The 20471-nt window shown below is 71.9% G+C and carries 17 protein-coding genes; 5 read left to right on the forward strand and 12 right to left on the reverse strand.

The features are described from left to right. Nucleotides 1-28: 28 nt before the first annotated feature. Nucleotides 29-670, reverse strand: a complete 642-nt coding sequence (locus ABZ794_RS16300; RefSeq protein WP_328652074.1) for a ferritin-like fold-containing protein — start codon at nt 668-670, stop codon at nt 29-31. A gap of 350 nt (nt 671-1020) precedes the next feature. On the opposite strand from ABZ794_RS16300, the gene ABZ794_RS16305 reads away from it, so the two are divergent. Both ABZ794_RS16305 and ABZ794_RS16310 read left to right on the forward strand, forming a co-directional pair. After that, the gene (locus tag ABZ794_RS16305; RefSeq protein WP_210785503.1) at nt 1021-2709 is read left to right on the forward strand and encodes a DEAD/DEAH box helicase; all 1689 of its coding nucleotides are present in this window, start codon (nt 1021-1023) and stop codon (nt 2707-2709) included. 88 nt (nt 2710-2797) lie between these two features. Continuing rightward, entirely contained in the window at nt 2798-3955 is a 1158-nt protein-coding gene (locus tag ABZ794_RS16310; protein ID WP_210785504.1) for an SAM-dependent methyltransferase, read from the forward strand. Between the two features lie 11 nt (nt 3956-3966). Here the strand turns inward: ABZ794_RS16310 and ABZ794_RS16315 are convergent, their stop codons facing one another. Beyond that, nucleotides 3967-4407, reverse strand: coding sequence for a hypothetical protein (locus tag ABZ794_RS16315; protein ID WP_210785505.1), 441 nt, complete (start codon nt 4405-4407; stop codon nt 3967-3969). A gap of 249 nt (nt 4408-4656) precedes the next feature. On the opposite strand from ABZ794_RS16315, the gene ABZ794_RS16320 reads away from it, so the two are divergent. Then, nucleotides 4657-5073, forward strand: a complete 417-nt coding sequence (locus tag ABZ794_RS16320) for a helix-turn-helix domain-containing protein (RefSeq protein WP_210785506.1) — start codon at nt 4657-4659, stop codon at nt 5071-5073. 111 nt (nt 5074-5184) lie between these two features. Here ABZ794_RS16320 and ABZ794_RS16325 read toward each other — a convergent pair whose 3' ends face one another. The 8 genes from ABZ794_RS16325 to ABZ794_RS16360 all read right to left on the reverse strand — a co-directional run bounded on the left by ABZ794_RS16325 (nt 5185) and on the right by ABZ794_RS16360 (nt 14851). Continuing rightward, nucleotides 5185-6198: a hypothetical protein gene (locus ABZ794_RS16325; RefSeq protein ID WP_247669910.1), complete on the reverse strand. Its 1014-nt coding sequence runs from the start codon at nt 6196-6198 to the stop codon at nt 5185-5187. A 114-nt stretch (nt 6199-6312) separates the two neighbouring features. Further along, nucleotides 6313-8445 (reverse strand): DEAD/DEAH box helicase, encoded by a 2133-nt coding sequence (locus ABZ794_RS16330; protein WP_357516088.1) that lies wholly within the window; start codon nt 8443-8445, stop codon nt 6313-6315. A 99-nt stretch (nt 8446-8544) separates the two neighbouring features. Further along, nucleotides 8545-9681: a branched-chain amino acid ABC transporter permease gene (locus ABZ794_RS16335; protein WP_357516090.1), complete on the reverse strand. Its 1137-nt coding sequence runs from the start codon at nt 9679-9681 to the stop codon at nt 8545-8547. After that, nucleotides 9678-10568, reverse strand: a complete 891-nt coding sequence (locus ABZ794_RS16340; RefSeq protein WP_091402581.1) for a branched-chain amino acid ABC transporter permease — start codon at nt 10566-10568, stop codon at nt 9678-9680. The genes ABZ794_RS16335 and ABZ794_RS16340 overlap by 4 nt, the downstream gene beginning before the upstream one ends. Then, complete coding sequence (locus tag ABZ794_RS16345) at nt 10568-11347, reverse strand: ABC transporter ATP-binding protein (RefSeq protein ID WP_210785509.1); 780 nt, start codon at nt 11345-11347, stop codon at nt 10568-10570. Before ABZ794_RS16345 ends, ABZ794_RS16340 begins: the two co-directional genes overlap by 1 nt. Nucleotides 11348-11403: 56 nt before the next feature. Next, nucleotides 11404-12147 (reverse strand): ABC transporter ATP-binding protein, encoded by a 744-nt coding sequence (locus ABZ794_RS16350; protein ID WP_112584733.1) that lies wholly within the window; start codon nt 12145-12147, stop codon nt 11404-11406. A 2-nt stretch (nt 12148-12149) separates the two neighbouring features. Next, complete coding sequence (locus ABZ794_RS16355; RefSeq protein WP_357516093.1) at nt 12150-13349, reverse strand: substrate-binding domain-containing protein; 1200 nt, start codon at nt 13347-13349, stop codon at nt 12150-12152. Nucleotides 13350-13738: 389 nt separating this feature from the next. Continuing rightward, complete coding sequence (locus ABZ794_RS16360) at nt 13739-14851, reverse strand: glycerophosphodiester phosphodiesterase (RefSeq protein WP_238689100.1); 1113 nt, start codon at nt 14849-14851, stop codon at nt 13739-13741. Nucleotides 14852-14990: 139 nt separating this feature from the next. Between ABZ794_RS16360 and ABZ794_RS16365 the strand changes: the two genes are divergently transcribed. After that, nucleotides 14991-16325: a potassium transporter TrkG gene (locus ABZ794_RS16365; protein WP_238689099.1), complete on the forward strand. Its 1335-nt coding sequence runs from the start codon at nt 14991-14993 to the stop codon at nt 16323-16325. Nucleotides 16326-16393: 68 nt separating this feature from the next. Further along, nucleotides 16394-17062, forward strand: a complete 669-nt coding sequence (locus tag ABZ794_RS16370; protein WP_210785513.1) for a TrkA family potassium uptake protein — start codon at nt 16394-16396, stop codon at nt 17060-17062. Nucleotides 17063-17174: 112 nt separating this feature from the next. On the opposite strand, the gene ABZ794_RS16375 is transcribed toward ABZ794_RS16370, so the two are convergent. Next, a complete protein-coding gene (locus ABZ794_RS16375) occupies nt 17175-18830 on the reverse strand; it encodes a serine/threonine-protein kinase (protein WP_357516096.1) in 1656 nt (551 codons plus the stop codon). A 71-nt stretch (nt 18831-18901) separates the two neighbouring features. Continuing rightward, nucleotides 18902-20464 carry a fused MFS/spermidine synthase gene (locus tag ABZ794_RS16380; RefSeq protein WP_357516098.1) on the reverse strand — a complete coding sequence of 521 codons (1563 nt, stop codon included), beginning with the start codon at nt 20462-20464 and terminating at the stop codon, nt 18902-18904. Nucleotides 20465-20471: the final 7 nt, after the last annotated feature.

Raw genomic sequence — 20471 nt, forward strand, 5'->3', positions numbered from 1 at the left:
GCCGGCGCCGGCCGACCCGGCCGGGTGGTCAGTTGTTCAGCCCGGCGGCGGCCATCCGCGCGGTGTGCGCGGTGGTGAGCCTGCCGAAAAGCCCTGGCACGTCGACCCGGCCGTCGCGTGCGATCAGCGCGGTGAGGGTGGCCCGCTCGGCGGCGACGCGGCCGGCCTGGGACAACGCCTCGCCGACCAGCCGCCGGGCCCACATCGAGAGCCGACCGGCCACCCGGGGGTCGTCGGCGACGGCCACCCGGATCTCCGCAGCGGCGAAGTCCGCGTACCGGGAGTCGTGCAGGACGTCCAGCACCAGCGCCCGGTCCGGTTCCTCCAGCGCATCGGCGATCTCGCGAACGAAGTCGTCGGTGATCGCGTCGCCCACGTACGCCTTGGTGACCACTTCCGCCCAGTCCCGCGGCTCGGTCGAGTCGTGGTACGCCTGCAACGGCTCGACATAGGGCGCCATCGCATCCTCAGGCGCGACACCCAACGCGGTGAGCCGGTCGGCGAGGCGCCGGTAGTTGGCGATCTCGGCCGCGGCCATCTCGTTCAGCGCGGCCCGGCGGCGCAGGTCAGGAGCGAGCCGGGCATCGCCCGCCATTCGCTCGAAGGCGAGCAGCTCACCGAAGGCGACCAGACCCAGCAGGTCGGCGTACGCGGAACCGGAGGCGGACACGAGCGGCAGGCTATCGCGTACCGGCCCTCAGGCGCGGCCCACCCACTGCGCACCCCGACCGAGCTCCACGCTCACGGTCGACGGGCGGGCGGCGGGCAATAAGTGTGGCGTAGGTCACAATTGCTTGCCCCGCGTGGCGAGTGGCCGACCGGGAATCGGGACGGGGGCATGCCTGTTCAGGTAACATGGAGCAGTTGCCGTGGGCGCCGATCTGATCGAAGCTCAGCCCGCGGCGCGCGTGCGGCCCGGTCCGGCTCGGCAATCTGCCGCCGACCGTGTGGCCCGCGTCATACCGAACGCGCCCTGAGGACATGACGGGCGCACCCACGAGAGGGCACCCCCACATCCACATGAGCGACCTGACTCAAGATTTGCTGGACGGCCAGGAACTGGCCCCCACCGCCCCGGTTCGACCGGAGGCCCCCACGTTCGCCGCACTCGGCGCCCGCGCCGAAACCGTCGAGGCCCTGGCCTCGGCCGGCATCACCCGCGCCTTCGCCATCCAGGAGTACGCGATCCCGATCGCGCTGCGCGGCGTCGACCTGATCGGTCAGGCGCCCACCGGCACCGGCAAGACCCTCGGCTTCGGCGTACCGCTGCTCGACCGGGTCTTCGCCCCGGGCGAGGGCAGCGACGGTGTCCCCCAGGCGCTGGTCGTCGTCCCCACCCGTGAGCTGGGCATCCAGGTCGCCAAGGATCTGGCCGCCGCCGGCCGGACGCGTGGCGTCCGGGTGCTGCCGATCTACGGCGGCGTGGCGTACGAGCCGCAGATCGACGCGCTTCGCAAGGGCGTCGAGATCCTGGTCGGCACGCCCGGCCGTCTGATGGACCTGCAGAAGCAGAAGCACCTCCGGCTCGACCGGGTGCACGCACTCGTCCTCGACGAGGCCGACCGGATGCTCGACCTGGGCTTCCTCGACGACGTCGAGAAGATCCTGGCGATGCTTCCGGAAGACCGGCAGACGATGCTCTTCTCGGCCACCATGCCGGACCCGATCGTCACCCTGTCTCGGCGCTTCCTGCGCCAGCCGATGACGATCCACGCCGGGCACACCGCCGAGACCGGCCCGTCGCCGCAGACCCAGCAGTTGGTCTACCGCACCCACTCGATGAACAAGGTCGAGGTGGTGGCGCGCATCCTCCAGGCGGAGGGGCGTGGGCTGACCATGATCTTCACGCGTACCAAGCGGGCCGCCGACCGGGTCGCCGAGGACCTCGACTTCCGCGGGTTCGCGGTCGCCGCGGTGCATGGTGACCTCGGCCAGGGCGCCCGCGAGCGGGCTCTGCGGGCCTTCCGGGCCGGCAAGATCGACATCTTGGTCGCCACCGACGTGGCGGCCCGTGGGCTGGACGTCACCGGCGTCACCCACGTCATCAACTACGACTGCCCGGAAGACCAGGACACCTACACCCACCGGATCGGTCGTACCGGCCGGGCCGGCGCGACGGGTGTGGCGGTGACCTTCGTCGACTGGGACGACATGCCGCGCTGGCGGATCATCGACAAGACCCTGGGTCTGGAGATGCCGGAGCCGCCGGAGACGTACCACACGTCGCCGCACCTCTACACCGACCTGCACATCTCCACCGAGGTCAGCGGCACGCTGCCCACGGCCGAGCGCACCCGGGCCGGGCTGTCCGCCGAGATCGAAGAGGATCTGGGTGGGACGACCCGCTCCCGTCGGGGCGACAGCGGCGGTCGGGGCCCCCGACGCGGCGAGAGCCGTGGTGAGGGTCGCGGCGAGCGCCGTGGTCGGGGCGATGGCCGCCGCGACCGTTCCGACGCCGGCACGCCGGCCGTCGCCGAGGCACCTGCGGCCGACGCCGCCGACGAAGGCACCCGTACCCCCCGCCGCCGGCGTCGCCGCCGGGCCGGCGAGGTGGTCGCGGCCGAGGCGACCGCTGTGATCTCCGCCGACGCCGGCCCCTCCGAGCCGGCCACCGCGTCCGACGGCGAGGCGTCCAAGCCGCGCCGCCGACGCCGCCGCCGTGGTGGCGGTTCCGGTGCGGATGCGCCGGCCGAGGCGACCGCGGACTGACCACCAGCCACACCTGACATCCCCCGCACCGCCTCGCGCGGTGCGGGGGATGTTCCCTTCTCCCACCCCACCTGCCGAAGATGGAACGATGCCGCAACCACTGGACGCCGCCCTGACCGAGGTTCGGGCGCTGCTGCTCGACCCCGCGCTGACCCGGGCGGTCGCCGCCGGACGTCGACGCGGTCGCCGCCCCACAGTTGAGCGGGCCGAACTGCGGCCGGTGCGGCTCAAGGCCGGGCCCCGAATGCAGATCACCACGTCCGACGGTGCTCGCCCCTACACCCGCAACCTCGCCTCCGGTCCGGAGGCCGCCGCGGCGATCGACGAGCTGCTCGCCGAGCCGTTCGGCAACTGGCACGTCGAGACGGCCGACGCCACCCTCCAACTGCGGGTGACCAAGTCCGGCGAGGCGCAGGTGCACAGGGCCGCGACGTCCCGTCCGGCGGCGACGCCCACCGGAAACGACCGGACGAAGGAATACCTGCTCGACCCGGGTGACCCGATCTTCGCGGAGATCGGCGGCTCGGCGGCCAAGCGCCGCCAGGTGGACGCGTTCCTGCGGGCCCTGGCCGCGACCCTGCCCGACGACCTGACCGGTCCGCTACGGGTGGTCGACCTGGGCTGCGGCAACGCCTACCTGACGTTCGCCGCGTACCGCTACCTGACGAGTCGGGGGCTCGACGTCCAACTGGTCGGTGTGGACGTCCGGGAGGACCAGCGGCGGCGCAACACCGAGCTGGCGCAGCGGCTGGGCTGGGCCGACCAGGTCAGCTTCGTGGCCGGGACGATCGCCGACGCCGTCGTCGACCCCGCCCCCGACCTGGTGCTGGCGCTGCACGCCTGCGACACCGCCACCGACGAGGCCCTGGCCCGCGCGGTGCGCTGGGAGGCCCGCTGGGTGCTGGCCGCGCCGTGCTGCCACCACGATCTGGCGAAGCAGCTCCGCGCCCACCCCACCCCGGCCCCGTACGAGCTGCTGACCCGGCAGGGCATCCTGCGCGAGCGCTTCGCCGACGTGCTCACCGACGCGCTGCGTGCCGGGCTGCTGCGGGTGCACGGGTACCGGACCGAGGTGGTGGAGTTCGTGGACTCGCAGCACACCCCGCGTAACCTGCTGATCCGCGCCCGTCGTACCGGTGCCGAGGCGACCGAGCCGCAGCGCGCGGAATACCGCGAGCTGGTGGACCAGTGGCAGGTCACTCCCCGGCTGGAGACCCTGCTGGCCACCGGAGAGACACCCGCTTAGCTCCTGGGTGGCTAGCGTCGGCGGTCGCGGCCACCGTTGCGCTCGCTGACACCACGGTCGAGGACCGACACCCGGTCGGCGGCGGGCCGCTGGGCGGCCCACTCACCGTCGGCCGGGGCGGTCGGGAATGGCACGACCTTGCCCCCGGTCTCGGCGTTGCCGGCCGCCGCGAAGGCGTTCCAGGAGATGTCCACCAGCAACTTCTTGACCTCGGCGTGCCGGATGGCGGCGTTGTGTTGCAACGCCATCCGGGCGCCGAGCAGTACCGCGACGAGCGTGGTGGTGATGGTGCCGGTGGCGGCCAGCACCTGGAGGCCGGTCGCGGAGTCGGTGCGGAGCACCAGGACCAGCAACCAGATCCAGAACGCGGCGGCGAAGACGCCGGCCTTGGCGACGAAGAAGAGGCTCACCGCACCGGGCTGGTACGGCTGGGGGCGGCTCGATTCGGCCATGGTGCTCCTCGGCGGTGGTCCGGTCGGAGGCGGCAGGCGACAGACGCGATGTCGGGACGGGCACCGAGCTTAATGGAAGAACGATGAATATCGCTCGATGCAATTTTCGTTCTGCACACACGCTTCCAGAGAAAAAGTCTCGCCCACGGGACAGTTTGTGCGGTCAGTCAATTGTTTCCGGCTCCTGGCGTACTACCCTCGGAAGGCGCATCGTCCCGGTGCTCCGGCAGGAGGGGAAGACACACAGGGATGGGATCAGCCGACGTATCACCGCAGATGGCCTTCGCCCGCTTCGTCCGGCGCGCCATCGATGACGCTCGCGACGAACGTGGCTGGACCGTGACTGATCTTGCCTCGCACACGGGCGTGGGCCGCTCCACCGTGTTCCGCTGGCTGGCCGGCGACTGGCAGGACTATCCCGAGTTGGCCAAGGTGCGCGGCTTCTGCGCCGCGCTGGATCTGCCGGTCGCCGCCGCGTTCCGGGCGCTCGGGCTACCCGACGCCGGCCCAGCGCCCCGCCGACGCCACGACGACGGCCCGGTCGAGGCCGACGTCCGGGCCATCCTGGACCGGCTTGCCGACCCCACGGTCCCCGCCGAGGAGAAGCACCACATCCGCGACCTGCTCCGCTACCTGGCCCGCCGCCCCATCCGCCGAGCCAGCTAACCCCCACCCCCACCCCCCGTCGGCGTTGATCATGAAGTTATTGCCACGACACGCCGCGCCGAGAGGCAATGACTTCATGATCAACGGGAGTGGGCGAGGGGGCGGGGCGGGTTAGGGGACGGTGAGGGTGAACTCGGCGGTTCGGACTTCGGCGTTCACCTGGAAGTCGAGGTAGAGGCGGTAGCGGCCCGGGCCGGGGGTGGTCAACCAGAACTTGATCTGACCGTCCACCAACTCGGTCTCCGGGTGCACGTGCAGATAGCCGAGGTCGCCCTCGCGCAACGCCACCAGGTGGCCGTACGCCCCTAGATACCGCTCCAGCGGGGCTGCGCCGTCAGCGCCGTCGACCCGGAAGGTCAGCGGCACGGTAGCCCCGGCCTGCGCAGTGCCCTGGTAGCCGACGGTGAAGCCGTCCACGGTCGTCGAGGTGGCCGGCCCCGGCAGTGGACGGGGTCGGTAGTCGCCGGGCGCCACCAGGTCCGTGCCGAGGGTCACAGCGGTCTGCGCGCCGTTGTCGGCGACCACCGTGAAGTCGGCGTACGCGCGCCAGAGGCCGGGCTGCGCGAGGGTCAACGGCACCGACCAGGTGCCGTCCGCCGCCATGGTCGGGTGCAGGTGCTGGTAACCGGTCAGGTCCCGCCGGACGACGATGAGGTGCATCGGCTTGTCGTGCACGATGGCGAACCGGGTCACCGGCCGGCGCTGCGCGTCGCGCACCTGGAAGCGGAGCTGACCGGGACGACCCGCCGCGAACTCGGTGGCCAGCGGCGCCAGGGTGAACCCGGCCGAACTGACCGCGAGACCGCCCGGCTCGGTGGCCGCGCCCTGATCGGTGGCCGTGGCCGAGCCGTGGTTGTGCGGCGCGACGCCCGGTGGGTCGGTGTGCTCGGCGGCCAACGACGGGCTGCCGGTGACGGCACCGTTGGCGTTCAGCCGGCCGAGGCCGAAGCCGAGCAGCACCGCCAGCACCAGCCCGCCGACCACCAGCGCCAGCCGGAGAGTGCTCCGGTCCGGCTCCACGGGACCCTGATCAGCACGACCGACGCCCCGCGCCTGGCCGGCCTCGCCGCCAACGGTCCTGCCCGCAAGGGTGCGCGCACGGGTGACGGGCTGCCGGTCGGTCATGCCGCCCACGGTACCGTCGCGCCCGGCCGCGTCAGGCCGACGCCCGGACAGCGTGGCGACTGTCGCACTCGACACCGCCCGGGAACTTTCCCACCCGACCCCGAGGGCAGCGGGTCAGCCGGCCACGGCGAGGGCGAGCGGGAGCACGTCGGTCGCGCCGGCCCGGCGCAGGGCCCGGGCCACCAGCGTCATCGTCCAGCCCGAGTCGATCAGGTCGTCGACGAGGAGCACCGGGCCGTCCAGCCCGGCCAGGGCGTCGGCCAGGTCGGTGGGCACGGTGAAGGCGTCGTGCAGAGCGCGTACCCGTTGGGCGCTGTTGCCGCGCGGCCCGGCCGGGCCGTCGGAGCCGGCCGCGGTGACCTCGCCGAGCAGCGGCAGCCGGCCCACTGTGGCGATCCGCTCGGCGAGCGAGCCGAGCAGCCGGGGCCGCCGACGGGAACCGACAGCGACCACCGCCACCGGCCGGCGGGGCCACGGGTCATCGCCGTGCGCCCACGCCTTCAGCACCTCCACGACCGCGCCGGCGACGTCGTCGGGCAGCGGCGCGTCCGGCGCTTCCGGACCGACGAGAGAGCGCAGCCGGCCGCCCCAGCCCAGGTCGGAGAGGCGCCCGACGGCCCGGCCCGGCAGCGCCTGGTCCGCGGGGGCGATCCGGCCCTTGAGGGGTACGCCCACCGCGTCGAGCCCCGTCGGCCAGAGCTTCTTCGGCGCGATCTCCACGCCGGGTCGGCCGAGGAAGGTCTGCGCGGCGGCGAGCGCGGCAGTCGACACGTCGGCGGCGAAGAGGGGCTCGGCGCACCTGTCGCATCGGCCGCAGTCGACCGCCTCGGTGTCGTCCAGGCGTTCCCGTAGATACCGCATCCGGCAGTCGGACGTGGTTGCGTACTCCCGCATGGCCTGTTGCTCGACGGTGCGCGCCTCGGCGACGCGGCGCAACCGGGCCTCGTCGTAGACCCACGGCTCGCCGGTGGCGAGCCAACCACCGCGCACCCGGCGGACCGCGCCGTCCACGTCGAGCACCTTGAGCATCAGCTCCAGCCGGGCCCGGCGCAGGTCGACGAGGGGTTCGAGGGCCTGGGTGGAGAGCGGGCGGTCGGTGTGCAGGGCGGCCAGCACGGCCCGGACCTGCTGCTCCGGTGGGAACGCCAGGGAGGCGAAGTAACGCCAGATCGCGGCGTCCTCGACGCCGGGCAGCAGCAGCACCTCGGCGTGCTCGACGGCGCGGCCGGCGCGGCCGACCTGCTGGTAGTACGCGATCGGCGAGGGTGGCGCGCCGAGGTGGACGACGAAGCCCAGGTCAGGCTTGTCGAAGCCCATGCCGAGGGCGCTGGTGGCGACCAGCGCCTTGATCTTGTTGTCGAGCAGGTCCTGTTCGGCGGCACGCCGGTCGGCGTCGTCGGACTGCCCGCTGTACGAGGCGACCGGGTAGCCCCGGGAGCGCAGGAACTCGGCAGTCTCCCCCGCTGCCGCCACGGTCAGCGTGTAGACGATGCCCGAGCCGGGCAGCTGATCCAGGTGGTCGGCGAGCCAGGCCAACCGGTGCGCCGGGCTGGGCAGGTCGAGCACCCCGAGGCGCAGCGACTCGCGGTCCAGGGTGCCGCGCAGGATGAGGGCGTCGCCCAGCTGCTCGGCGACGTCCTGGGTGACCCGGGCGTTGGCGGTGGCGGTGGTCGCCAGCACCGGGGTGCGCTCGGGCAGCTCGGCGAGGAACGTCCGCAGCCGCCGGTAGTCCGGCCGGAAGTCGTGCCCCCAGTCGGAGACGCAGTGCGCCTCGTCGACCACCAGCAGGCCGGTGGTCGCTGCCAACTTCGGCAGGACGCCGTCGCGGAAATCCGGGTTGTTGAGCCGTTCCGGGCTGATCAGCAGCACGTCCACAGCGCCGGTCTGGATCTCGGCGGTGATCTCGTCCCACTCGTCGAGGTTCGCCGAGTTGATCGTGCGGGCCCGGATGCCGGCCCGAGCGGCGGCCTCGACCTGGTTGCGCATCAACGCCAGCAGCGGCGAGACGATGACCGTCGGCCCGGCCTGGTGGCCCTGCTCGCGGTCCCGGAGCAGTGCGGTGGCCACGAAGTAGACGGCCGACTTGCCCCAACCGGTGCGCTGGACGCAGAGCACCCGCCGCCGGTCGACGACCAGCGCCTCGATGGCGCGCCACTGATCCTCGCGCAGCCGGGCGTGGTCACCGGCCAGCCGGCGCAGCACCGCCTCGGCCCGCTCGCGTACCGCTGCCCGCTCTGCTGTCTCCACCCGGCATTTCTACCAGCGCCGTCCGTCATCCCCCTGTTGATCAAGAGGTTTGCGTCATCATTCGGCCGGATTCCGACGCAAACCTCTTGATCAACGCGGTCAGCGTGGGTCAGCGGCGTCGTGGGGGGAGTGGGGGGAGCGGGGGCGGAGGGCTCGGGTCAGGTGGGACAGGCGGGGGGCCAGGCTGGTCAGGCCACCGGGGAAGAAGTAGACGGCCAGGATGAAGACAGTGCCCAGGACGAACAGCGGCTGACTCAGCGGACGGCTGAGGACGGCCGGCAGGTCGTCCACCGCGTCGCTCGCGCCGAAGGCGGTGAGCCGGTGGTCCAGGTACATGTAGAGGACACCACCGAGCACCGGACCCCACCGGGTGCCCGGCCCGCCGAGCACCACCATGACCAGCAGCGACAGGGTCAGCTCGGAGGACGTGATGTGCGGCGACGCGCCGCCGACGATCAGGACGTAGACCACCCCGCCCGCCGACGCCAACCCGCCGGCCAGTGTGAACGCCACCAGCTTGTAGCGGTACGGGTCCAACCCGAGCACGCCGATCCGCCGCTCGTCGTCGCGCAGCCCGGCGAGCACCCGACCGGTCGGTGACCCGCTCACCCGGTGCACCACGAAGACCACCAGGGTCAGGTACGCCAGCGCCAACCAGTACAGGTTGACCGTGTTGGTCACCCCCACCAGCCCGGCGGGCAGCCCCGACACGTCCAGCGGCAGGCCCTCCTCGCCACCGGTGAGCCCGCCGAAGTCGCGGGCCACCAGGATCGCGCCCACCTGGGCGAAGGCCAACGTGACCATGGCGAACGCGATGCCCACCGTGCGCAGCGCCACCGCGCCGAGCAGCGCGGCGAGGATGGTGCCGCCGGTGACGGTCAGCAGCGCCGCCTGCCACAGCGGCAGACCGGCCCGGGTGATGAGGATGTCGGTGCCGTAGACACCGGCGGCGAAGTACAGCGCGTGCCCGAAGGAGAGCATCCCGGTCCGGCCGAAGAGCAGGTCGTACCCGGCCGCCAGCCCGCCGAAGATCAGGCAGATGGCGAGCAGTTGCAGGGTGCCGGGTGAGTTGACCGGCCCCTCGAAGATCCCCGGCAGGGAGATCGTCGAGTACGGCAGGATCGCCAGCGCGACCAGTGCGACGAGCGGCAGGAACGGGCGTACCCGGTGCCACCGCCCCCGCTGCGGACTCAGTTCGTCGGGCACCTGTGCGCGAGGCGCGTCGATCACCGTCATGCCGTTGCCACCTTTCCGGCGATGCCCTGCGGGCGCAGCAGCAGCACCACGGCCAGCAGCCCGACCACGCAGATGTCGCCCAGCCCGGACGTGCCGTAGTAGTTGACGAACTGCTGCACCAACCCGACCACGACCGCCGCGTACGCGGAGCCGACCACCGAGCCCATCCCGCCGATCACCACCACGATGAACGCGAAGATCAGCAGCGAGCCGCCCTGCCCCGGCGAGACGGTGCCGAAGTAGACCCCGCCGAGCGCGCCGGCGAGCGCGGCGGCCGCCCCGCCGATCGCGAAGACCAGCGTGAACGCCTTGCGGACGTCGATGCCCAGCGCCGTCACCATCTCCCGGTTCTCCACCCCGGCCCGGATCACCAGGCCGTACCGGGTCCAGCGCAGGAACGCCAGGATCGCGCCGAGCACCAGCACCGCCGCGATGATCAGCAGCAGGCCACCGTTGGGCACCTGCGCACCGAAGATCCCGGTCACCTGCCGGGTCCAGTCCGGACGCGGGAACGGCCGGGCGTCCGCACCCCAGGTGGCCTGGAGCAACGCCACCCCGGCCAGCGACAGCCCGACGGTGACCAGCACCTGCTCGATGGTGCGCGAGTACAGCGGGCGGATCAGCACCAGCTCGACCAGGATCGCGACCAGCGTGCCGGCGGCCACCCCGAAGGCGACAGCGAACACGAAGCCGAACCCGTCCGGGCCGGCGCCCGGCAGGTTGCCCGCCGCCCACCAGGTGCCGTACGCGCCGACGCCGAGGAACAGCCCGTGCGCGAAGTTGAGCACGTCGGCCAGGCCGAAGACCAGGGACAGGCCGGAGGCGACCAGGAAGTACAGCGCCGCCAGGCCGAGCCCGGTCAACGCCAACAGGATCACGGTGCCCATCAGTGCTGGTCCTCCCTCGCGACTGCGGGGCCCGCAGGCTCACTCCTCGCGCTCGGCGCGGCCACCTCCGCCGAGCCGACACCGAGCAGCGACTTCGTCAACGCGGTCTCCAACAGCAACTCGCGGGCGTCGCCGGTCCAGGCCACCTTGCCGGCGGCCAGCACGACCGCGTCGCGGGCCAGTCGGCGTACGACGGCCAGGTTCTGCTCGACCAGCAGCACCGGCACCGACTCCGCGACCCGTTCCAACACCTCGGCCACCTCGGTCACCACCTTCGGCGCCAACCCCTTGGTCGGCTCGTCGACGAGCAGCAGCCGGTTGTCGTTGAGCAGCACCCGGCCGATGGCGAGCATCTGTTGCTGCCCGCCGGAGAGCGAACCGGCCCGTTGCCGTCCGCGCCGGTCCAGCTCCGGAAAGAGCGCGAAGACCTTGTCGTACGCCGGGGTGGTGCCGCGCCGCTCGGCGAGCCGCAGGTTCTCCGCGACGGTGAGCCCGGCGAACACGCAGCGGTCCTCGGGCACGTAGCCGAGCCCACCGCGGACCAGCCGGTGCGTCGGCCGGGCCAGCAGACTCTGCGCGCCCATCCGGATGGTGCCGCGGACCTCCCCGGCGGGCGGGGTGAGGCCGACGATCGCGCGCAGCGTGGTGGTCTTGCCGACGCCGTTGCGACCGAGCAGGACGGTCACGCCGGTCGGTGCGACAGTGAAGGACACCCCCTGGAGGATGTGCAGCCCGGAGATCCGGACCGACAGCTCCTCCACACTGAGAACTGGTTCCATCAGGGGTGCCTCCGTTCGCGACTGCGGGGCTCGCAAACCCGGCTCACTCCTCGCGCTCACAGCGACTCCCCCAGGTATGCCTCTTGCACCGTGGGGTTGGCCATCACCGTCTCCGGGGTGTCGCAGGCCAGCAGCGCGCCGTGGTGCATGACGGCGATGCGGTCGGCGAGTTCCAGGATGACGTCCATGTGGTGTTCGACCATCAGCACCGCGCGGCCGCTGTCGCCGGTCAACGACTTGATGACGGCGACCAGTTCCGGCACGTCCTCGGCGCTGACCCCGGCCATCGGCTCGTCCAGCAGCATCACCCGCGGTTCCCCGGCGAGCAGCAGTGCGATCTCCAGCTTGCGCTTCTCGCCGTGGGCCAGGGTGCCGGCGAGGGCCGTACCCCGGTGGGCGAGGCCGACCCGGTCGAGCGCCGCGTCGGCGGCGGCGGCGACCTCCCGGTCGGCCGCCGCCCGCCGCCACAGCGCCATCGAGCCCCCGCGGTGCGCCTGCACGGCAAGCCGGACGTTCTCCCGCACGCTCAGCGAGCCGAAGACCGAGGACGCCTGGAAGGTACGGCCCAGACCGAGGCGGGCCCGCCGGTGCGGCGGAAGCGCCCCGATGTCCTGCCCGTCCAGAACGATCCGGCCCTCGGTGGCCCGGCGCAGGCCGGTGATCAGGTTGAACAGTGAGGTCTTACCGGCGCCGTTCGGCCCGATGACGCCCAGGAACTCCCCGGGTGCCAGATCGAGGTAGACGCTGTCGACGATGGCGACCTCACCGATCCGCCAGGTCAGACCGCGGGTGGCGAGCATGGTCAGCCCTTCATGGCCACGGCCGGCGGCGCGGTCTCGTCACCGGTGAGGCTCTTCTGCGCGGTAGCGGTGAACGCGGTGCCGCTGCCGGTCAGCTTGGCCTGGAACATCGGCTGGAGCAGCGCGTGGTCGGCGGCCCGGATGGTCATCCTGCCCTTGACCCCGTCGAAGCTCCAGCCCTCCAGGGCGGTGACCATCTTGTCGACGTCGTCCCCACCCTCCTGCGCGGCCCGGACCACCATCTGCGCGGCGGCGAAGCCGTCCGGGTGGAACAGGTCGATGGTGTTGACCTTGGCCTTCAGCGCCTTGCTGGCCTCGGTGTCGCTGGCACCGTCGAAGTAGTGCGACAGGAAGGAGATCTTCGCGCCGGCAGCACCGAAGGTCGGCCACGAGGCGCGGATGTCCAGGCCAGTGACGACAGTGGTGGACGAGAGGACGCCCTGCTGGTCGAGGGTCTGCCACATGGCCGGGGCCGTGGTACCCGCCCACGCCACGAAGAGCAGGTCCGGCTTGGCGGCCTTGATCTGGCTGGCGAACGGGGTGAACTCGGTGGCACTGGCCGGGGCCCGGACGCTGCTCACCGTCGCGCCCGCACTGCCGATGACGGCCTTGACGGCGGCCTCGTTGGCGTCACCGAACGCGCCGTCCTGGGCGAAGACCACCACCTTCTTGCCGGTGGGGTCTCCGATGAACGACTTGGCGGTCACCACATCCTGGTACGACTGCCGACCGGAGCGGAAGGTGTACTTGTTCGCGCCGGTCACCGCGTCCGTGGCGGCCGGGCCGGAGATGAACAGCACCTTGTTCTGCGCAGCGATCGGCGCGACCTGGAGCGCCACACCGGAGGCGGTGGAGCCGGCGATGATCTTCGTGCCCTTACCGATCAGGTCCTTCGCCGCGGAGACCGCCTTGGCCGGGTCGCCAGCGTCGTCGACCTCGGTCAGCTCGATCGTCCGGTCACCGACCTTGCCGGTGCCCTTGGTGGCGAAGTCCAGCCCCGCCTTGAACCCCTCGATGTACTGCTTTCCGTAGCTGGCCAGGGCTCCCGACTGGGAGTACACCAGGCCGACCTTGACCGGCGCGGCACTGTCGCCGCCGCCGGTGGCGGTGTCCTGCGGGCTGCCACAGGCCGTGGCGGCCAGCGCCGCGGCCATCATCGTGGCGGCGGAGAGGAACGCCCGCCGCGTCGTCCGGACCGTCATTGCGACTCCACATGAGGACTCAGAGGGAGAGAACTTCTTCGTGACGGCTCACGCTAGAAGTGACGTCACCCACGAGCTATGTGGCGGAAACACACAAGTAACAGGAATGAGGTGGCCGGAGGTTACAACCGGCCGCACTACCAGCCGAGAGCCCACGCCCTCGATGGCCCGAACCCCCACGGACCACCCCAGCCGTGTGTCGCCCCGCGCCATTCGCCCGGTTCGGTCAGGGCCACCCCTTCAAGATCGGGTGCGATCTTGCGGGCGCGGGCCGCCCGAACGTGCCGCTGGCCCGTCGTCCGGGTGACGGACGACGGGCCAGCGTGTGGGCCGGGCGTGGTCGGCCCGGTGGTCGGCTCGGAGCGGATCAGCTCCGGGCCGAGTGTGGGTCAGCGGCCGGCGAGTGCGGCGACGGCAGTGTCCGGGTGGTCGCTGAAGACACCGTCGAGGCCCAGGCCGAGGAAGAGTTCGTACTCGGCGGTGATGTCGCCGCGCGCGTTCGGGTCGGCGCCGATCCGGAAGTCCACCGGGAGGAACTGGTTCTCGGCGCGGAACGTCCAGGAGTGCACGAGCAGGTGCTCCCGGTGCGCGTCGCGCACCACTGTGGTCGGGGCGAGCAGGGCGCCGGCGGCGTTCCGGGGGACGATCAGGTTCTTGTTCGCGCCGATGCCGTCGGCGTACCCGGCGATCCACTTCAGGCCGGCTGGCGTGACCAGATCCTGGTAGGTGCGGGCGTCACCGGCGACGGTGAAGTCGTACGGGCGGCCGGTCGCGTCGAGCAGTTGGACCAGCTTCACGTCGGTCAGGCGGCTCAGGCGACGCAGGTTGGCCGTCTCGAACGACTGGATGAAGACCGGCGAGTTCTTCCGGTCCAGCTTGTTCTGCCGCAGCACCCGCAGCAGCGGCTCCTCCAACGGCAGTTTGATCGAGGCGAAGTAGCTCGGGTGCTTGGTCTCCGGGTAGATGCCGATGGTGCGGCCCCGTGCCCGCCCCTCGGTCCGGGCCAGGTCGATGACCTCCTGGAGGGTGGGCACCTCGAAGCGGCCGTCGAAGGCGGTGTTCGCCACGCGTACCTGCGGCAGCCGCTCCTTGGCCCGCAGCGTCTTCAGCTCGGCGAGGGTGAAGTCCTCGGTGAACCAACCGGTCACCGCGACACCGTCGATGGTCTTCGTCGCCTTGCGGGCCGTGAACTCCGGGCGGGCCGACACGTCGGTGGTGCCGGAGATCTCGTTCTCGTGCCGGGCGACCAGCACGCCGTCGGAGGTGGAGACCAGGTCCGGCTCGATGTAGTCGGCACCCATCCGGATCGCCAACCGGTACGCCTCGAGGGTGTGCTCCGGCCGGTAGCCGCTGGCGCCACGGTGACCGATCACGATTGGTCGGTCGTTGGCCCGGGAGCGGTCCGCGTTGGCCGTTGGTTCGGCCGCGGCCATGGTCGGCAGGGCCACGGCGGCGGCGAGCAGAGCGCTGGCCACGCCGAGGGTCGAGAGGGTACGTCGCAACGCCGTCTCCTGTCATCGATGGTCCGGGTAAGCAGACCGCCCGTGATTTGCCGGGAGTTGGTCGATGGCTGGCCGGCAGATGAATCTCCGGAATGCCCGTTCCCACTCCAGGCGGGCGGGCGGACAGGAAGATTGTCTGGTGCGCCGGTTTTTCCGCAATCCCGTGCGGCTGGTGCCGTTCGCGTTCCTGGTGCCGATCCTGCTCGGCACCCTGTTGCTCATGGCGCGCTGGGCGACCGCCGAACACGTACGCCCACCCGTGGTCACCGCGCTCTTCACCGCCACCTCGGCCGTGTCGGTCACCGGCATGGCCATCACCGACACGCCGAACTACTGGTCCGGCCCGGGACTGGTGGTGATCACCCTGCTCACCCAGCTCGGGGGTCTCGGCATCCTCACCGTCGCGGCGTTGGTCATCCTGGTGGTCTCCAGCCAGCTCGGGCTGCGCAACCGGTTGCTGGTGCAGGCCGAGACGGCGGAGTTCGGCATCGGTGACGTGGGCCGGTTGCTCCGCCGGATCGCACTGACCGTCTTCGCCTGCGAGGCCGTAATGACAGTGCTGGTCGCCGGTCGGCTCTGGCTGGCCTACGACTACCCGTTCGGGCAGGCCCTCTGGTCGGGTGCCTTCCACGCCGTGCAGGGGTTCAACAACGGTGGCTTCGCGCTCTACACCGACGGCCTGCTGGCCTTCAGCCGTGACCCGTGGGTGTCGCTGCCCCTGGCGATCGGCGCGATCATCGGCGGGCTCGGGTTTCCCGCGCTGTTCGAGGCGGTCCGCGAGTGGCGTCAGCCGGCGCACTGGGCGGTGGCGACGAAGTTGACCATCTGGGGCAGCGTGGTGTTGCTGCTGGTCGGCTTCGCTGGTCTGCTCGCCGCCGAGTGGACCAACGCGAGCACGATCGGCCAGTACGACGTACCCGGGAAGATCCTCGCGTCGTTCACCCAGATCGCGCTGAGCCGCACCGGCGGCTACAGCGTCCTGGACATCGCCGCTCTTCAGGAGGAGAGCTATCCCCTGCTGATCGTGCTGATGTTCATCGGCGGCGGCAGCGCCAGCACGGCCGGTGGCATCAAGGTCTCCACGTTCTTCCTGCTGGCGTTCACCATCTGGGCGGAGTTGCGGGGTGAGCCCGACGTGACGATCGGGCACCGGAGGGTGGCCACCGCGAGCCAGCGGCAGGCGGTCACCGTGGCGCTGCTCAGCGTCGCGCTGGTGACGGCCGGAACGATGCTGTTGCTGCTGCTCACCGAGGGCGTCCGCTTCGTCGCGGCCCTTTTCGAGATCACCTCGGCGTTCAGCACCACCGGTCTGACCATCGGTCTGGCCGCCGACCTGCCGCCCGGCGGCCAACTGGTGCTGACCGTGCTGATGTTCATCGGCCGCGTCGGGACGCTCACCCTGGGGTCGGCGATCGCCCTGAACACCCGACGCCGGCTCTACCGCTACCCCCAGGAGCAACCCATTGTCGGCTAGTGCGTGTTTCGGAAGTGTCGGCCGGCCCGCACGTGGGAGACACGCCAGTGGAAGCAGGGAGGGCCGAGGTGTCGGCTAGACGGGCGGACAGCGGCGGCATCGTGGTGATCGGGCTGGGTCGATTCGGTTGCCACCTTGCCGGGGCGCTGACCCGGATGGACCGCGAGGTGTTGGCCATCGACCGCAGCCCGGCGAAGGTGCAGCGCTGGTCGGCGCAGCTCGACCGGGTGGTTCAGGCCGACGCGACCGAGGAGGGGGCGCTGCGGCAGCTCGGCATCACCAGTTTCGGGCGGGCGGTGGTGGCCATCGGGGCCTCGGTGGAGGCGAGCGTGCTCACCGTGTTGGCGCTGGTCGAGCTGGGTGTGCCCCAGATCTGGGCGCGGGCCACCTCACAGAAGCACGCCAAGATCCTGTCGTCGGTGGGCGCGCACCACGTGATCTTCCCGGAGGCGGAGACCGGGGACCGGGTCGCGCACCTGATCGTCAGCCGGTTGCTCGACTTCATCGAGTTCGACGACGACTTCGCCATCGCCACCGTCCGGGTGCCGGAGTCCCTGGTCGGGCGCACCCTGCTCGACCTGAAACCGGAGGAGCGCTTCGGGGTACGCGTGGTCGGCGCCAAGCTGCCGGGCGAACGCTTCCGGTACACCGCCGACGACACCACGCTTCCCCAGGGCGGGGTGCTCATCGTCGAGGGTGGGATCGACCAGGTGCAGCGATTTGCGGGGATGCGCTGACCAGTCAGCAGGGCGAGATCGATCGGGGCCGTCGGACCAGTTGGTCCGAGGGCCCCAACGCACGGCGACGCGGTGTGGCCTGCTCACTTCCGGTGACCACGCGGCCCCTTGGTCACCTGTCCGCTTTTCCCGGACCACCACCGGCGGCCTTCGCGGGCTTCGCCGGGGCCTTCGCAGGCTTCGGCGGCTTGGCCTTCGACGCGCCGCCGCCCGAACCGGAGCCGCTGGGCACCTTCGCTGCCTTGGGCGGAGCCTTCGTCGTGGCGGCCTTGGTCGGCGGGGCAGTGGACGGCGCGCTGCCGGCGACGCCGGACACCCGAACCCCACAGGTCGCCTCGCCGAGCCGGAACTCCACAGGCAACGGGTTCGCCCCGCTGTACTTACCCGTGAGGGTCACCTTCTCGGCCGCACCGGGGGCCAGCGTGGTGCGCTGGGCCGCCGGTCGGATCAGCACAGTGCTCCCCTGCTGGTGCACCGGCGCGGGCTCCGCCTTCGTCACCTTCTGCTGCCCGGGGAAGGTGAAGCTCATCGCCCAGTCCCGCAGCTCACGGCCACCGGTGTTGGTCAGAGTCAGCTCGGCGGCGAACTCGGTGCCGGAGTCGGTGCGCAAGGCGTACGCCACCTCGCAGGGCGCCGCCGCCGGCAGACCCATTCGAGCCTCGGTCGTCGGCCGGTCCCCGCCGCTGGCCGGACTGCGCGACGTGAACCCCCACATCGCCCCGGTGACCGCGATCAGCCCGACGGCGGCCACTCCGGCCTCCACCCGCCGACGCCGGGTCACCCGCTGCCGCGTCCGACGGTCCCGGTTGCGGGTCCGCGACAGCGGCAACGCGTCGGTCGCCGCCGACCAGGGCAGGATCGTGGTACGCGCACTGCCGAGCATGGCCGCGTCCAGCGGCCCGGCGGCCGGGGAGACCGGCACCGCCGCGAGCATGCCGGCCGCCTCGGCGAGCGTCCGGGTCAGCTCGGCGGTGGCCGGCCGGTCGGCGGGCCGCTTGGCCAGGCAACGCCCGACCAGCTCGGCCACTCCGTCGGGCAGCCCCGGGACGGTGGGCATCGGCTCCGGGTCGTTGTACATGTGGGCGCGCAGCATCTGGGTGGTAGTGCTGGCCTGCCACGGCAGTCGGCCGGTGAGCATCCGGTAGAGCAGCAGCCCAACGGCGTACACGTCGGTGGCCGGGGAGACCTGGCCGTTGTCCAGCCGCTCCGGTGCGAGGTACGCGGGCGTGCCCAACAGCGTGCCGTCCGGGCCCTTCTCGCTCTCCCCGACGAGCGCGGAGATGCCGAAGTCGACCACCTTGACCCCGGTCGAGGTGAGCATGACGTTGCCCGGGGTGACGTCGCGGTGCACCACCCCGCGAGCGTGCGCGGTGGTCAGCGCCGAGCTGACCTCGGCACCGATGGTCACCGCCTCCCGCCACGGCAGTTGGCTCTCCCGACCCAACCGACTGGCCAGCGAAGCGCCGTCGACCAGCTCCATCACCACGTACGGCACTGTCAGACCGACCTGCTCGGACTCGCCGTAGTCGTACACGTTGGTGATGTTGGGGTGGCAGAGCCGCGCGGCGGCCTGCGCCTCGATCCGGATGCGGTGGCGGAAGGCCCGGTCGCTGGCCAGCCGGGACGCCAACACCTTCACCGCGACCTGGCGGCCGAGCACCTCGTCGTAGCCACGCCAGACCACCGACATGCCGCCCGCGCCGAGCTGCTCGATCAGCCGGTACCGCTCATCGAGCAGCTGCGCGCCGTTTCGGTCCCCACCACCCATGGTGAGCGATGTTGCCCAGGAACGGCCCGCCTACACCTGGAGTATCGGAATCGGTCAGGATTGTCACCCGATCAGGCGGTGGCCAGCAGTTGGTCCACCGGGGCGTAGTCGTCGGTCAACACCATCGCCTCGCCGACGAAGTCCGTCAGCGCCGCACCGGACAGCAGGCTGACCTTCGGGTCCACCTCGGCCAGCCGGGCCCGGACGGCTTCCAGCGGCAACGGCGCGTCGGAGCCGACGATGAGGAAGTTGGAGCCCTGCTCCTGGGCGAGCGCTTCCGGCGGCGCGATCAACGCGACGTGCCCGAACTCGGCGGCCACCGTTGCCAACTCGGCGCGGATGAACCGCAGCGGCGGGTAGTCGATGACGTTCTGCACGTACACGCCGCCGGGGCGGGTCACCCGCCGGACGTCGGCGGCCATCTCCCGGGTGGCCAGGTGCCAGGGCACCACCAGGTGCCCGAACGCGTCACCGACCACCAGGTCACGGCTGTCGGTCGGCTCGCCGGCAACCAGCATCCGGGCGTCACCCACCACCGCCCGCAGGTCCGGCCCCGTCCGTACTCCCAGCTCCTGCTCACCCAGCTCGACCAGCCCGCCGTCGATCTCGAACACCAGGTTGTCGGTGCCCGGTCGGGTCGCGGTCAGGTAGCGCGGCACTGTGAACCCACCGCCGCCCAGGTGCAGCGCGTCCAGGCGCTGACCGGCCGGCGCGGCGACGTCGCCGACCGCGCCGATCCACTTCGTGTACGCGTACTCCAGGTGTTTCGGGTCGGCGAGGTCCACGTACGAGTGCTGGGCGGAGTTGAGCAGCAGCGTCCGCCCGCTGGGCCGGGAGGGGTCCGCGGTGACCCGGGCGCAGTGGTACGCCGTCTCGATGTCGCACGGGTTGGGCGCCACGGTGGTCAGCCCCGCCCCGGCCAGGCCGAGCACGGCCAGCGCGGCCCGGGCCCGGGCCGGACCGGGCAGCTCGGTGGGCTCCTGCCGGCGCAGGTACCAGCCGAGGCCGATGCCGACCAGCCCGAGCGCGAGCGACAGGGCCAACAGGATGACGGTGCTGCGCAGCGCGGCGACCAGCACGAACCCGGTCAGCAGGGTTGCGGTGATGCCGCCGAGGGTGCCGATCCCGGAGAGTCGACCGACCACCTGGCCGGTGCGGCGCAGGTCGGCGAGCTGAAGTTTCACGACCAGCGGGGTGACAGCGGCCAGCAGCGCGGCCGGCACGAACACCGCCAACGCGACAAGCAGCAGGATGCCGCTGGCCGCACCACCGCGCAGCACCTCACCGGCGTACCGGACCACAGGCAGGGTGACAGCGGTGGCGATGCCGGCCAGCACCAACGCCGGCGCCAGCAGGCCCCGCGGGTTGCGCCGGTCGGCCAGCCAACCGCCGGACCACGCCCCGTACGCGATCGCGGCAAGCGCGATGCCGATCACCGAGCTGGTCACCTGAAGGGTCACCCCTACGTACGGGCCGACCAGGCGCAGCGCGACGGTCTCCAGCACCAGCACGGCGCCGCTGGAGAAGAAGACCAGGAAGGCGGCCAGGCCGTTGGGCAGCGCCCGGCCGGTGACCGGCACGGGCGGGGCCGGGGGTGCCGGCAGGGCCGCTACGTCGGACGGTGGGGAGCTCATCGTCGCG

It is taken from the genome of Micromonospora sp. NPDC047187, from assembly GCF_040643355.1.
Taxonomy (GTDB): Bacteria; Actinomycetota; Actinomycetes; order Mycobacteriales; family Micromonosporaceae; genus Micromonospora; species Micromonospora salmantinae.

Coding starts and splice junctions, on each gene's coding strand:
- ABZ794_RS16380 (WP_357516098.1), bottom strand. CDS start 20,464: ATGAGCTCCCCACCGTCCGACGTAGCGGCCCTGCCGGCACCCCCGGCC.
- ABZ794_RS16345 (WP_210785509.1), bottom strand. CDS start 11,347: ATGGAACCAGTTCTCAGTGTGGAGGAGCTGTCGGTCCGGATCTCCGGG.
- ABZ794_RS16310 (WP_210785504.1), top strand. CDS start 2,798: ATGCCGCAACCACTGGACGCCGCCCTGACCGAGGTTCGGGCGCTGCTG.
- ABZ794_RS16340 (WP_091402581.1), bottom strand. CDS start 10,568: ATGGGCACCGTGATCCTGTTGGCGTTGACCGGGCTCGGCCTGGCGGCG.
- ABZ794_RS16375 (WP_357516096.1), bottom strand. CDS start 18,830: ATGGGTGGTGGGGACCGAAACGGCGCGCAGCTGCTCGATGAGCGGTAC.
- ABZ794_RS16335 (WP_357516090.1), bottom strand. CDS start 9,681: ATGACGGTGATCGACGCGCCTCGCGCACAGGTGCCCGACGAACTGAGT.
- ABZ794_RS16315 (WP_210785505.1), bottom strand. CDS start 4,407: ATGGCCGAATCGAGCCGCCCCCAGCCGTACCAGCCCGGTGCGGTGAGC.
- ABZ794_RS16350 (WP_112584733.1), bottom strand. CDS start 12,147: ATGCTCGCCACCCGCGGTCTGACCTGGCGGATCGGTGAGGTCGCCATC.
- ABZ794_RS16325 (WP_247669910.1), bottom strand. CDS start 6,198: ATGACCGACCGGCAGCCCGTCACCCGTGCGCGCACCCTTGCGGGCAGG.
- ABZ794_RS16305 (WP_210785503.1), top strand. CDS start 1,021: ATGAGCGACCTGACTCAAGATTTGCTGGACGGCCAGGAACTGGCCCCC.
- ABZ794_RS16320 (WP_210785506.1), top strand. CDS start 4,657: ATGGGATCAGCCGACGTATCACCGCAGATGGCCTTCGCCCGCTTCGTC.
- ABZ794_RS16355 (WP_357516093.1), bottom strand. CDS start 13,349: ATGACGGTCCGGACGACGCGGCGGGCGTTCCTCTCCGCCGCCACGATG.